Raw genomic sequence first — 12,168 nt, 5'->3', positions numbered from 1 at the left:
GCTTAGGCCTGGTTGGCCTGCGGGTTGTCGTGGCCGCAGCCCTTGATCACCAGCGCGGCGATCGGCGTGCCGGTGCCGTGCGTGCCGGAGAAATCGGCAAGCAGCTTCAGATAGCGTTTGCCACCCTTATAGCCGAACCGATATCCGGCGGCAGCGGCGTGCGGGGCGATCAGCGATTTGATGATGCCACCCGTCGCCACCGCGACGCCCAGCATATGCTTGGTTTCGACCGCGCTATAGGTCACATCGTCGTCCGAATGGGTGAGCACGAACTCGATTTTGTTCGAGCCACTGAACGAGATGCCGCCCGCGCCGATCGCCAGCACGATCTCCGCTGCGTCATAGCCGAGCAGGTCGATCGCCGCAGGCGTATTGTCAGCCGCAAGCGTGGAATTGCCGATCGCGACCGCGACCGACATGTCCGAATGAATGTCCTTCATGGATTGTCTCCAGAATATAAAGGGGATTGGAAAACCGGCGTCGCCGCCGGTCACCGAGTCAGATGCCAGCCGTCAGGCCGCGCACTTCAACAGCTTGATCGCCTCGAAATTGGTGATCCCGCCGCCCACGCGCTTCGTGGTGTAGAAATGCACGAACGGCTTGTTGGTGAACGGGTCGCGCAGGATGCGCACGCCCATGCGATCGGCGATGGTATAGCCGCGCTTGAAGTCACCAAACGCAACCGGGAACTTGTTGGCGCCCAGCGCATCCATGAAATCGTCGGTGTAAACAGGCTTACCCAGGATAGTGGCAACTTCCGCAGTGGCCGACGGCGGCATCCACAGATAATTGCCCTCCCCGTCCTTCCATTTGCGCATTTCGCCCATGACGGGGTCCGACGTCAGGAAGGCCGCGCCGTTACGATAGCCCTGCTTGAGCGCATAATAGAGGTCGATCAGTGCATCGGCGGGGTTGCTGGTGGCGAAGGCCGCAGCCGCTCCGGTCTTGATGAAACCGATCTTGCCCCAGGCATAGCTCGCATTCGCGACCGTGTCGTAGTTGAGCAAGCCACGCGGCTTCTTGATCCCGGAGCCAGTAATGAAGGCCTCGCTTTCCTGCTCGGCAAACTCGATCGACACCTCGTCAGCCAGCCAGGCGGCGATATCGACACGGGCATCGTCAAGCAGCGTCTGCGTGGTGGCGGGATTGGCATAAAGCTCGCCGGTGTTGATGGCGATCTCGCGCAGAGTCGGCGTGCCGGTCTCGCCCCGGCTATCCTCTTCGCCAACCCAGCCAGCGCCGGCGCCGCCCATGCTCACCAGCTTCTTATAGGTGTCGCCCGAAATCTGAACGACACGCGCCAGCTGGCGAAACACGGAAACAGCGCCCATGACGCGATCGATCCCCTGTTCCATTTCGACCGGGACCAGATAGCCACCATCCGGGTCGGACTGGGTGGTAAGGCCGGCCTGCACCTCCAGTGCGCGCATATCGGCATCGATGGCGCGATCGCCGCGACGGAACCAGGTGTTGAACGTCTGCGAATGCTGGCGCGCCGCCGGCGTCAGGCCATCGCCCGCACCGCCGCCCAGCTGGGCCGCAGTGAGCGCGGCCGACAGACGATCGATCTCCGCATTGATCGGCGCGATCAGCGCATCGGCCTCGGCCTGCGTCAGGCGACCGGCGATCGCCTCTTCGTGCTTGGCGCGCATTGCCTCGACGGCGGCATTGATCTGCGCGATCATGGCGACGGGATTGTCCGCCTCCGCGCGCGGGGAGGCGAAAACGGCACGGGGAGTGGACGCGACGATGGTCGCGCCTGCCGCCAGGAGGGCGGTGCGCTTCAAATTCTTCATGGGGATTGCTCCTATCGGGTGACGGTCGCGAGGAGCCCGGTGAGCGCCTCGGCAAGTTTCGGGTCACCAGCGCCTGGCGTGGTGGGCTCCTCGGTGGCAGCGCCTGGCGTGCCCTTCAGATTCTTGATGCGCGCGCGCGCCTGACTGCGCGTCTGGCCAGATGCGACCAGCGCCAGTTCCATCGCGCGCAAATCATTGACGCTCTTGTCTTGCGCCTTGGCATCTTCATCGACGGCGAGTTGATCGGCGGGCAACAGCGCCTCGGCAAAGCCACGCTCGACTGCGATGCTGCCGGACATGAACGTCTCGGCATCCATCCAATTGGCGATCGCCGCCGCGTCCTGACCGCTACGTGCGGCATATACATCGACCATTGCCTGGTCGAATGGTGCAAGCCAGGCGGCGGTTTCGGCCATGTCATGGCGATTGCCGACCGCGACGACCCAGCAATTGTGGATCATCAGGAAGCTGGCCGCGCCGATCTCCAGTCGATCGCCCGCCATGGCGATGACCGACGCAGCCGAAGCCGCCATTCCCATGATCTTGACCGTGATGTTCTGCGGATGCTCGCGCAGCACATTGTAAATGGCGATCCCCTCGAACATATCGCCGCCATAGCTGTTGATATGGACCTCAACGTCGCGATCGCCGATTGCACGCAGCTGGGCAGAAACCTTCTTGGCGGTGATGCCCCCGCCCGACCAGTAATCTTCCCCGATGCTGTCGAACATGGTGATGACGTTGTCGCCGGTGGAAACCGCCCGCACGCCAGCCGCCATGTCACCATAGCGATCCAGCACAGACGCTGGCGTAAACGCTTGCAACTTCTTGTCGGCGGGCAACGGCAGCGCGCCAGGGCGAGCGCCCGCAAACACGCGAGGCATGTTACGCAACTGGATCATTGTCGTCCTTTTCGGATTTGCCACTGGCGTCGCCGGCCGTGTTCGGCGGCGGATAATAAATGTCGCCGTCTTCACGCGGGTTCTGATCCTCCAGCGCGCGGACTTCATTGGGCGATGCCCAGCCCCATTGCAGTGCAACCGCATGGGCGGCGTAGCGGGTTTTGATGTCGGTCCTGACCATAGCCGCCCGATTGAACCGCGCGTAAATCTTCGGATCGGCGATCATCGCGCCGATCTCTTCTTCCCACATGACCAGGTGATCATCCATCGTGTAAGCAGAAAAGCCATTCGACTTCTGCTCCAACCCAGTCCCCCAATTGCTATCCGACCCGCTATTGTCGCCGATCATGCTGGGCGGCACTCCGAAGAACATGCAGATTTCGGATCGTGAAAGCTTCTGCCCCTCAATCCACTGCATGTCGGTCGGGCTCATTGAAATGGTTTCCCATTTCAGCCCCTCCTCCAGCAGCAGAACGCCGCCATCTTTCTCGCCGCCCGCCCGAAAATCATCGAGCGAACGCTGCAGCCGGTCATAGGCCGGATCGCTCAGTTTCTTGTCGTCAGGCATGGACACTGCGCCCGAAGGCCGCGCGCCATGGCGGAAGGTCGCTGCCACCTGACGGTCACGCGCCCGCGCTTGTCCTATCGTCTCGCGGGCGTAAGTGAGCGGCGTCACGCCCGAATAGCCGTTGAGCGTCAGGCCATAAAGGTGAAACATCTCGTCCTGGCTGACAGTGATGGGCGAGCCATTTTTGCGCACCACATCATATTCCAACGTCAGATCGTCCCGCTGGCGCACCGTCACCCGCTCCGGATGGATCGGGATCAGGGCACGAACTTCACCGCGCGAGATAACTTTCAGGGCAAACGCATTGCCGCGCAGCAGCACATGTGCCTGCATCATCCGCTTGAACTGCGCAGGTCTTTGCCAGCCATTGGGCTTGCGCCGCAGCAGCTGGGCGACGGCATGGTCCGACGCATCGATGCGCGTCCGATCGTCCACACGCCGCTTCACATCGATCGGCAGCGTTGCGACCTTGCCCGCGATCAGGCGGACACAGCCGAACACCGCGCCCACACGCATCGCCGTTTCCGGCGTCACCACCTCTCCGGACAGCCCGGCCTCGCCCCGCAGAGCTGCCTCCAGCTCCTGCGAAGTCGAAATCACAAACCCGCCATCCGGCGAGACCGATTGCGCCAGCGGTCGCCCGCTCGCACCGAAGGACAGCGGCGCGCCGCCGCCATCGATCCGCGCAGGAACATCCCCGGCCGCGCGGCCGAAAATGCGATCGAACAGGCTCATGCAATCTCCTCAGAGCACCCGCACGCCGCGCTGCTCATAGACGGACGGCCCCTCGGCCTCTTCGCCCATATGGACACCGATCGTGCTCATCAGCGCGACCGGATTATCGATCTTTAGATGCGCCTGGCCCTCAGGTTTGTTGGGGTAGACGTTGTCTTTCTTGTCGGGGGTGCCGACGACGTTGGAGATTTCCCACTCCATCACGGGGTCGCCGCCATGGATGATCAGCCGGGCGCGCATCGCGGCATCCAGCTGTTTCATCGGTTCACTGAAATTGAGCACTGTCGGCCGATATTCGATGACCGGCACACCCTTCTTGGCTAGGCGCGTTGATAGCTGTGTCGCCTGAAACGGGTCGTAGGGCACGAACTCGACCTGAAAGAGCTCGACAGCCTCCTCGATGGCGGCCTCGATCTCGTCATAGTCGACAATGTTGCCGGTGGTGACATCCAGCAGATCCAGCGCGTCCCATCCTTGGTAGGCAGGAACCTCCGCAACCGTGTCGCTGGGCAGGAAGTACCGACCGATCCGGATATAAGGGTCATCCTTCGTCGCCACTTCGCCGATCGGCAGGAACAAATATTCCAAGGCTGCGATATCGACCTTCGACGCCAGGTCGAGACCAAGAATGACGCGCCGGCCGCGCAGCCATTCCAGCGCCAGCGCTTCGCGCGGTTTAGCCGGGATCTCCGGGTCTTTGCATTTGCGCCAGGCTTCGACATCGAAATAGGCGGCCTTTGCCGAGACCCAAAGGTTTAGGTGCTTCGTTTTGAAGACGCCGGCCTTGCGCGGCGTCGCGATCGCGTCGCGTTGCCGGGCGCGCAGGAAGTCCATCGACACCGACACATCGGCATTCGGATTGGCCTTCCGGAGCGCAACCTCCGACTTCCAGTCGTCGCCTTCGTCGATCGAATATTCGACGAACAGCGTTTCGTCATCGAGCGGCGGCCCGCCGTTATGGCCGATGCCGGCGAGCTTCTTCCTCTCCTCTTGGATCAGCGCATAGCAGGGGCCAGCAAGATTATCGCCGGCAGTGGTGATGAGCAGCTGCAGCGGCTGGTCGCGGGCGCCCATGCCGGTGACCATGGTATCGACCTGGCCGTCATCCGCATGCTCATGATATTCATCGTGGATCGAGCAGCTGGGCGACTGGCCGTCGCCCGGATCTCCGATGATCGTTTCGAACTTCGATCCGTCCTGGATCCGGCTGATTGCCTTCGCCGTGATCTCGATACCGAAGCGGCGCTTCAGCGCCGGCGTCCGGTCGACCATCAGTCGGGCGGGCTTGAAAACCTCCCATGCCTGCTTTTCGTTGGTCGCGCCCGAATAGACCTCGGCGCCGAACTCATTGTCGGCGCACAACATGTACAGCCCGATGCCTGCGGCAATCGCCGACTTGCCGTTTTTGCGCGGCACGACCAGAAACAGCCGGCGAAACCGGCGTAGGCCTTTGCGCGGCCCGGCCTTGTGCAGCCACCCGAAAGTGACGCAAATGATCCAGATCTGCCACGGCTGCAGGACCAGCCGCTCTTTCGATCGCGCCCATTTGCCCTTGGAATGGGGCAGCTTCTCGATGAAGCGGCACGGCCTGGCCGCGGCGTCCTCGTCGAAAACATACGGAAACCTCGCCGCCCGTGAGCGGCTGAGTTTCAGCTCATCTAGGAACCGCCGGCACTGAAGCCGGATCTGCAGCCCGGCCGGGATCTTGCCGCTGCAGACGTCGCTCGCATATTTGCGCGCGATAGCTGCATAACCCCGGCCATCCACATCAATCTATGCCGTTAACCGGCGTCGGACGAAGGCAACGGCAGTTCGATAAACTCGATCGAGCGGCTCTGGCTGATATGCACCGTGCGCTTGCTATTGGGTGGCACAATCTCTTCGGTCACGCCGTGATGCTTATGCGTACCACATTCGCTTTCGAAATTGTCCCGACTGACAATACGCGTGGGCCAGCTATGTGTTTCGAGCGTGATGGTCGTGGTCATGGTGTCCTCCTAAAAGTCGTCGAAGTCGCCAGCTTCCTGCTTATGGCCGCTGGCGATCTTCAGGGCGGCGGCTGGATTGAGCATCAAATCGCCGAGCAGCGATTGTGCATGGCGGAGCGCTTCGGAGAGCATGGCGACAGCGGGGTGCGCCCGCTTCATCACCTTAATGGCGATGACTGCACCATCCTTCGCGACCTGGGCGATTTCGCTGCTGAAGGTGCAGCCCTCTGTTTCGATGACGGCTTGGTACATCGCGATCTGTTCGAGACGCAGTGCCAGCAGGCCGACATGCTCGGCATAGTGTGGGCTGGATCGCTTCTGCTCTTCAAGGATGCCTGCGATCGTCGCGAAGTGACCGCGCGCGATTTCCGACAGATGCAGCGGCGCGATCATCGGGCCGATCGGCACATCCTCGTTGACTTTCGCGTCGCGATCTTCGCGGTATGTCCCCTGCGCTTCCTTTAGCGCCGGATCTTTACGTTTCCGTCCTGCGCCCGATCGGGATCCACCTCGTGCCATCCCGCCTCACTTTTTACCCTTTGAATTTGACCGCGTAAGAAAATGTCCACAGGCGCGGTCCCAGGGGGGTGGCAGGGGAAGTTTTGACCCTCCCCCCGCCCTCAACTTGGCCCGTTTTGCATCGCGTGGCGTCCGATTTTGCTTGAAAATCGGTCGATCGACGTATCGATTCGGTCTGTTCAGTCGGCGTTCCGCTTGCGCCATCGCGCCCGCGCCGCCTCCTTCGCCGTCTTCGCCTTGCTATGCGGATCGCACAGGCCCTGATAGTTCTCGCGGACGTTCGTGCCGCCTTCGGCCCGGTTGCGCATGTGATCCGCGATCGTCGTCCGCCTTGGCGGCGACACGCCGGTGCGGATGCACTCCCGACACCATGGCTCTTCGATCAATACCCGCTTGCGCATGGCATCATGCTCGGCGTCATACCCGCGCTGCTGCCTGCTCTTGCCCTTGGAGGTGGCCCAAGGCTCCGGCGGCTTCCATCCCGGCGGGCGAAAGCGCGGTGCCTGGCTCGGCACCTAGCGCCTGCGGAATGAGGAGCGGAAGGACGATGGTCGATAGCTATAGCGCGCCGTCGATGTCGTTGTCTTGGTACCGCCGAACAGCCCGCGCTTGGTCGTGGTCGTCGTAACGGTGCGCGATCGCACATAATCCCGACTGGCCTGATAGCTGGGGATCGGGCGACGATACCCACGATAGTGAGGATCCGGCACGATCACGGTCTGCCGCTGCCCACCGTTCATGGCGCTCGAGAGCATATAGCCCGCCATACCATAGAGCAGATAGTCGTTCACATCGCCGCCGGCGTCGGCGACCTTGATGCATTCGGCCGGGTTGGCCGCCTGCGCGCAACGCTGCGCCGCAGTCTCGCATGCCGCAAGCGGAATGCACAGCAGGCATGCCAGCAACATCAACAGATAACGCACCATCTACGCCTCCTTCACCGTCTGCGCCTGGATCTCGACGAGCAGCTGCTCGCCCTTCTCCTCGATCGCGCCGACGGCCAGTTGCACCAGCACGTAGCCGGGCAGAAAAATCGCATATTCGTCGAGCGTATCGAGCCAAGCCTGCGCTGACTGGCCAGCGACGATCCCCTGAAGCCGATGCTCGGCACAGCAAAAGAGTCCGCACGACAGCGAACGGCTATCCCGCGCCACGAAATCGAAGCTACATCCGGCCAGCTCAGCCGAGCGCTCCAGCGCCCGCACCAGCCGTACGCCCGCGAGGATTTCGCTCAAGGCTCGATCGCCCCGCTCTGCCCGACACGCTCCAGGAAGAAGCTCTCGCCCTGCTTGATCGAAAAGCCCATGTCATGCAGCGGCAGCGGCACGGTCGTGCCATCGGACGCCAGGACGAACGCCTCGCGCTCGGCCTCCAGCGCCTTCATGATGGCGACCTTGTCGGGCGAATGCTTGGTCCGGACATAGTCCGTCATCTCGGCCGCGCGCAGCGTCACGGCCATGTCGTCATCCTTGCCATGGGCAAAGGAAACGCTGGCCTTGTCCAGCCGATAACCCAGATAGCAGCCGCCAAGCTCGATCGACTTGCGCTTGCCGCCCGTCAGCTCATCGAACTTGGCTGCGAAGAAGGGCTTGAGCTGCTTCTCGATATCCTTGAGCTCGGCCGTGATCGGCACCAGCTCGGTATCCGCGTCCTGATTGGCCGCGGCGATTGCCTCGTCGCGCGCCTGGACGATCAGCGCGGCCTGCGCGCTCCGCTCGACGAAGCGAGCGCACAAGGCCTGCGCCTGCTCGATCGTTTGCGGCGCACGCTGCGCCGGGGAACGAACGCGCCCCATCAGAGGCGCGCCTTCACGACACGCTCGAACGCGGCCGTCGCCTGCGCCGCGGCGTCGCGGGATTTGAGTTCAGCGATCATCGACCGCAGCCACCTTTTGGTGACGCGGATCTCGTCGCCGCCATCGCCCTCTGCCATGCGGGCGAGCGCAGCCATGTCGATCGCGCTCATGTCGCAGATGCCTGACGCAGATCCAAGACCCGCGGCCAACGGTAGCCGACAGGCTTATTCTCCGGTTCCGGCCCAAGAATGATTCCGCCGCGCGCTATGCGCACCGGGCGCAGGATGCCGTCGGCATCGCGCGACAGGCGGAAGGTCTTGCGACTAAAGCCGCGCACCTTCAGGCCGCGAATTTGCAGACGGCGTGGCAAGCTGCTCATGGATCAGTCCTTCAGTACCAGGCTTCTGCCCTGTCGCCGTGCGTCTCGAACGACAGCGGCGAAGCGGATGGTGCGGCTGCACCACGAAACGATGCGACGATGGAGGCCGCTATGGCTTGCGCCCGCTCTTCCAGCTCGGCCATGACCATGTCGTGGCGGCGCCGGGATGTCTGGGGGTGGGACAGGCGGGCATCGCGGATCAGCTCGTCCAGCGCATGGCTGGCATTTTCGAGACTGTCGGGGATCGAAGGCCGGGTAGGCGAAATGGCCAGGGCAACCTCCATCGACGCAAAAAGCCCGCCGATGGGGGGATCGGCGGGCTCATGACGCAATTAGCGCGGGGTCGGATATGCCCTGTTCGTGGCCACTTTGGCAGGCTCGTTTTTGTAACGACGCGGAAATAACGGAATCGGGTGATCAACGCAGCCGGTCCGCCTCCCGCGCCATCAGGTGGAACATGCCCGGCCACCACGGCACGAAACGCAGGTCGATGCGGATCTCGCGCCCCTGCCGCACTTCCATCATCTGCGTGGTGCCGACTTTAATACCGTCGATAACGATGGTGCGGTCCGCCAGTATCATATCAGTCCGACATGCGCCGCCGCCAGGTCGGCCGGTGTCACCTCATCCCGCACTGTGCGATGCGTCTGCGCCCACAGCGCCAGCGCATCGGTCAGCATCCGCCGCGCCCGCCGCACATGCACCCCATGCAGCACCGCCGCGCGGGCCACGCCGACATCGCGCACGATGATGTCCAGCACCAGCTTGGCGTTGGCCGGGCCGATCGCTGTGCGCCACCGCGAATAGGCCATCTCGTTCCACACCGCGCCCAGAGCCTCGAAAAAGGCGTCGCCATGCCGACTGCCGTCGATCCGTGTCTCCAGGCTGGCCGTTCGGACGGTCACATCGGCCATGATCCTGTAGGCGATCGCCGCGATCTGTTCGGCATAGGCCAGTTCGTCATCGTCAAGATAGCCCGACGCATGGAGCCGCACGATTGCGCCCGGCCGCTGCCTTCGATGCGCTTCATGGGTTTCGGGCGTGCCCGCATTCTTGTGATGCCACCGCTCCAGCGTCTGGGCTCGCGCCTTGCGCAGCGCACGTTGCTCGATCGCCGTCCGCTTTGCCGCCACCTGCGCCCGCTCGGCCTGAACTGCCAACGCCAGTGCCGATCGAACACTATCCACCGCCCCGCTTGCCGTCCCCAATTTCGTCATTCCGCACGTCTCCCGCTCGCCGCGCATCATGCGCGCGCGCGCGTGTCTGCGGCAGGCTCGGATTTGTAACGGTCATATGCCCGGCCTCGTCCAGGTCAATGAGTGGCAGGCCCATCGGCTGGATCAGCTCGAACCGTTCAGGATTGACCACCCACCCTTCGGATTGCAGCAGCTGAAGCGCCTCTTCATGGCTCTCGGCGGGACGAATACCGCGCGGCACGCCTGGCTGATAATGAATCCGCCCCTCCCGCGCCAGCTTGCGGACCGCGCCCTGCACCCGTGCCCGGTTCGTGCCTATCGCGGCGGCCATCTCACTGAGCGATGGGCCCACCCCATGCTGGGCATGAAACATCCGAACGAAGGCCAGCACCTGCAGCTTCCTGCTCGCCATCTCCGGCGACAGGCGCGGTATCCCTTCCAACATGCCCATAAAGCAGGCCTCCCGATCGGGAGAACATAAGGAGAAATCAGACGAAAGGCCAGCAAGCGCGGTCATCATTCCCGCAGCCATCGTGGATAGACCTCCTCATACACCCATAATGGTCGCATCACCCCGTGCAGATAATGGAAGTTATTCCAGCCCAGGCATCCTTCGGTCAGCCGGCATCGGCAACGCCGGTTGACCAGGCTGTAGTCGGGCCCCTTGATCGCGACCAACACGGCCGGGTCTATCACGCGATAGGCGCGGCACTGCGTGCAATGTACCTGCACGCGCACGCCATGCTCTGCCATCGCGCCGACTGTCTGCGCCCAATTCGGTATCCATGCGGTCATGGTACATATGGCGAACATGACGGCGAGTCGTGTCAAACGCATTGACACTCGCCCTGCCGCAAACCACCCTGCCGCCATGTGCAACCGGGCGGAACGTGGCGATACGCAGAAAGTGCTGCAGCTCTTCAATGCGCGGCCGGGATCGCGCTTCAATGAAGGTCCGCTTGAAATTCATCCCAAATATCCCGGATCGGTCATCCGCCTCGACGGTGGCGATCGCGTACTGGAACAGATGACTTGGGGCTTCCCGCTGGCCCAGAAAAGCCGAAAGACCGGCAAGCCCTTGAAGCCCAAACCGGTGAACAACGCTCGCTTCGACAAGCTTGACAGCTTCTTCTGGAAACGCACAGCGACAGATCCACGCCACCGCTGCCTCATTCCCACCGCGCGCTATGCCGAAGCGGTGGGGCCAGATGGCGCGATGACCGAAACATGGCTGTCCGTGAAGGACCAGCCCATCTTCGCCTGGGCGGGCCTGTGGTCGAACAGCGATGAATGGGGCAACGTATTCACCGGCGTCATGACTGACAATGCGCCGGAGCTCGCGCACATTCACGACCGGTCGCCGGTGATCCTCGATCCGCAGGACTGGGACACATGGCTCACGGCGCCGCTGGAGCATCTCTATCGCTTCGATCGCCCTTATCCCGCCGATCGCATGATCGTCGATGCGACCGATACCCCTTGGTTCAGAAAGGCCGGGACAACTGCCGGGCCTGCTCTGATCTAGAGGTCTAGGTTTCGCGCCTCTATCACCTGCAGCGCCGCTTCTTCGCGCGGTGTCGGATGCTCCGGATCGGCAGCCTCCAGCCAGATCGCTAAGACATCAGCGTCGGAAAGAACATCGACGTCTTGGTCTGTTCGGGTACGCTCCACTGTCATTATCTTGCAGCCCGTGCGGCGTTGTCTGCGGCGCGTAGCGCGGCGTTCATGGCCTCGTCCGCCGCCTGTGATGCATTTTCAGCGGCATTGGCAGAATCGGCGGTCGGCATTGTGGCTTCAGTTTCCGACTGCAGTCCGCCATTCTGCGCAACGATTAAGAGGATTGCCCCAATAATCGCAATGGGCACGAAGATGAGGGAAATGAGCACTTTATTGAACAGCGCATCCTTCGCCTCATCCTCGGGATCTCGTGCAATATATTCGGGGCTCGGAACGCTTGGCACATCCGCGATCTCGCTCTCAGGAATAACGGCGACATGCTGGTCATTTTTGATGGAAAACGTGAGACGCTCTAGCCGTTCACCCAGCGCACCGCCCACGAACAGCAGCACTCCGGCCAGGCTGAGTGCGATACCGCCCAGGAAGATCATCTCGCGCAGTTGCGCGCGCGCCAGATTGTAGGTTTCGGAATAGCTGCCCGTGCCGACCATGCCGCCAAAATCGGCCAGGCGCATTTCCTCAGTGTTGACAGTGGAGGGCAGGATTAGCAGAGCTATCGCCGCTAATAGCGCGCCGATGACAATCAGCAAGGCGCCTATTTTCTTCATGATCT

General features: G+C 62.5%; 21 protein-coding genes. 1 reads left to right on the top strand and 20 read right to left on the bottom strand.

Features of this window, described 5'->3' with window-relative positions:
• Positions 1 to 2: 2 nt before the first annotated feature.
• The 18 genes from IWY39_RS02935 to IWY39_RS02850 all read right to left on the bottom strand — a co-directional run bounded on the left by IWY39_RS02935 (position 3) and on the right by IWY39_RS02850 (position 10,673).
• Complete coding sequence (locus IWY39_RS02935) at positions 3 to 440, bottom strand: hypothetical protein (protein ID WP_196871366.1); 438 nt, start codon at positions 438 to 440, stop codon at positions 3 to 5.
• 72 nt (positions 441 to 512) lie between these two features.
• The gene (locus IWY39_RS02930; protein WP_196871365.1) at positions 513 to 1,796 is read right to left on the bottom strand and encodes a phage major capsid protein; all 1,284 of its coding nucleotides are present in this window, start codon (positions 1,794 to 1,796) and stop codon (positions 513 to 515) included.
• Between the two features lie 11 nt (positions 1,797 to 1,807).
• On the bottom strand, positions 1,808 to 2,698 hold the full coding sequence (locus IWY39_RS02925; protein ID WP_196871364.1) for a head maturation protease, ClpP-related: 891 nt from the start codon (positions 2,696 to 2,698) through the stop codon (positions 1,808 to 1,810).
• Positions 2,682 to 4,001: a phage portal protein gene (locus IWY39_RS02920; protein WP_196871363.1), complete on the bottom strand. Its 1,320-nt coding sequence runs from the start codon at positions 3,999 to 4,001 to the stop codon at positions 2,682 to 2,684. The genes IWY39_RS02925 and IWY39_RS02920 overlap by 17 nt, the downstream gene beginning before the upstream one ends.
• 9 nt (positions 4,002 to 4,010) lie before the next feature.
• On the bottom strand, positions 4,011 to 5,768 hold the full coding sequence (locus tag IWY39_RS02915) for a terminase large subunit (protein WP_196871362.1): 1,758 nt from the start codon (positions 5,766 to 5,768) through the stop codon (positions 4,011 to 4,013).
• 14 nt (positions 5,769 to 5,782) lie between these two features.
• Entirely contained in the window at positions 5,783 to 5,989 is a 207-nt protein-coding gene (locus IWY39_RS02910) for a hypothetical protein (RefSeq protein WP_196871361.1), read from the bottom strand.
• A 9-nt stretch (positions 5,990 to 5,998) separates the two neighbouring features.
• On the bottom strand, positions 5,999 to 6,397 hold the full coding sequence (locus IWY39_RS02905; RefSeq protein ID WP_331274469.1) for a P27 family phage terminase small subunit: 399 nt from the start codon (positions 6,395 to 6,397) through the stop codon (positions 5,999 to 6,001).
• A 290-nt stretch (positions 6,398 to 6,687) separates the two neighbouring features.
• Complete coding sequence (locus IWY39_RS02900) at positions 6,688 to 7,023, bottom strand: HNH endonuclease (protein ID WP_196871359.1); 336 nt, start codon at positions 7,021 to 7,023, stop codon at positions 6,688 to 6,690.
• Positions 7,024 to 7,434 carry a hypothetical protein gene (locus IWY39_RS02895; protein WP_196871358.1) on the bottom strand — a complete coding sequence of 137 codons (411 nt, stop codon included), beginning with the start codon at positions 7,432 to 7,434 and terminating at the stop codon, positions 7,024 to 7,026. It lies immediately after the preceding gene.
• Positions 7,435 to 7,743, bottom strand: coding sequence for a hypothetical protein (locus IWY39_RS02890; RefSeq protein ID WP_196871357.1), 309 nt, complete (start codon positions 7,741 to 7,743; stop codon positions 7,435 to 7,437).
• Positions 7,740 to 8,303 carry a host-nuclease inhibitor Gam family protein gene (locus IWY39_RS02885; protein WP_196871356.1) on the bottom strand — a complete coding sequence of 188 codons (564 nt, stop codon included), beginning with the start codon at positions 8,301 to 8,303 and terminating at the stop codon, positions 7,740 to 7,742. Before IWY39_RS02885 ends, IWY39_RS02890 begins: the two co-directional genes overlap by 4 nt.
• Positions 8,303 to 8,473 (bottom strand): hypothetical protein, encoded by a 171-nt coding sequence (locus tag IWY39_RS02880; protein ID WP_196871355.1) that lies wholly within the window; start codon positions 8,471 to 8,473, stop codon positions 8,303 to 8,305. The genes IWY39_RS02885 and IWY39_RS02880 overlap by 1 nt, the downstream gene beginning before the upstream one ends.
• Complete coding sequence (locus IWY39_RS02875; RefSeq protein ID WP_196871354.1) at positions 8,470 to 8,682, bottom strand: hypothetical protein; 213 nt, start codon at positions 8,680 to 8,682, stop codon at positions 8,470 to 8,472. The genes IWY39_RS02880 and IWY39_RS02875 overlap by 4 nt, the downstream gene beginning before the upstream one ends.
• Positions 8,683 to 8,693: 11 nt before the next feature.
• Entirely contained in the window at positions 8,694 to 9,014 is a 321-nt protein-coding gene (locus IWY39_RS02870) for a hypothetical protein (protein WP_196871353.1), read from the bottom strand.
• 85 nt (positions 9,015 to 9,099) lie between these two features.
• Positions 9,100 to 9,264: a hypothetical protein gene (locus IWY39_RS02865; protein WP_196871352.1), complete on the bottom strand. Its 165-nt coding sequence runs from the start codon at positions 9,262 to 9,264 to the stop codon at positions 9,100 to 9,102.
• Positions 9,261 to 9,899 carry a hypothetical protein gene (locus IWY39_RS02860; protein ID WP_231377486.1) on the bottom strand — a complete coding sequence of 213 codons (639 nt, stop codon included), beginning with the start codon at positions 9,897 to 9,899 and terminating at the stop codon, positions 9,261 to 9,263. The genes IWY39_RS02865 and IWY39_RS02860 overlap by 4 nt, the downstream gene beginning before the upstream one ends.
• Positions 9,862 to 10,329 carry a LexA family protein gene (locus IWY39_RS02855; protein WP_196871351.1) on the bottom strand — a complete coding sequence of 156 codons (468 nt, stop codon included), beginning with the start codon at positions 10,327 to 10,329 and terminating at the stop codon, positions 9,862 to 9,864. Before IWY39_RS02855 ends, IWY39_RS02860 begins: the two co-directional genes overlap by 38 nt.
• Before the next feature lie 65 nt (positions 10,330 to 10,394).
• Entirely contained in the window at positions 10,395 to 10,673 is a 279-nt protein-coding gene (locus IWY39_RS02850) for a hypothetical protein (RefSeq protein WP_196871350.1), read from the bottom strand.
• A gap of 76 nt (positions 10,674 to 10,749) precedes the next feature.
• Between IWY39_RS02850 and IWY39_RS02845 the strand changes: the two genes are divergently transcribed.
• Positions 10,750 to 11,403, top strand: a complete 654-nt coding sequence (locus tag IWY39_RS02845) for an SOS response-associated peptidase (protein ID WP_196871349.1) — start codon at positions 10,750 to 10,752, stop codon at positions 11,401 to 11,403.
• Here the strand turns inward: IWY39_RS02845 and IWY39_RS02840 are convergent.
• Together IWY39_RS02840 and IWY39_RS23975 are read right to left on the bottom strand one after the other, a co-directional pair.
• Entirely contained in the window at positions 11,400 to 11,555 is a 156-nt protein-coding gene (locus tag IWY39_RS02840) for a hypothetical protein (RefSeq protein WP_196871348.1), read from the bottom strand. The two genes, IWY39_RS02845 and IWY39_RS02840, sit on opposite strands and share 4 nt — an antisense overlap.
• Complete coding sequence (locus IWY39_RS23975; RefSeq protein ID WP_231377485.1) at positions 11,555 to 12,163, bottom strand: hypothetical protein; 609 nt, start codon at positions 12,161 to 12,163, stop codon at positions 11,555 to 11,557. The genes IWY39_RS02840 and IWY39_RS23975 overlap by 1 nt, the downstream gene beginning before the upstream one ends.
• Positions 12,164 to 12,168 lie beyond the last annotated feature (5 nt).

Origin of the sequence: Sphingobium sp. JAI105 (assembly GCF_015752145.1) — a bacterium.
Classification (GTDB): Bacteria; Pseudomonadota; Alphaproteobacteria; order Sphingomonadales; family Sphingomonadaceae; genus Sphingobium; species Sphingobium xenophagum.
The sequence above is the reverse complement of the archived record's forward strand: the minus strand, read 5'-3'. Positions and strand labels throughout refer to the sequence as shown.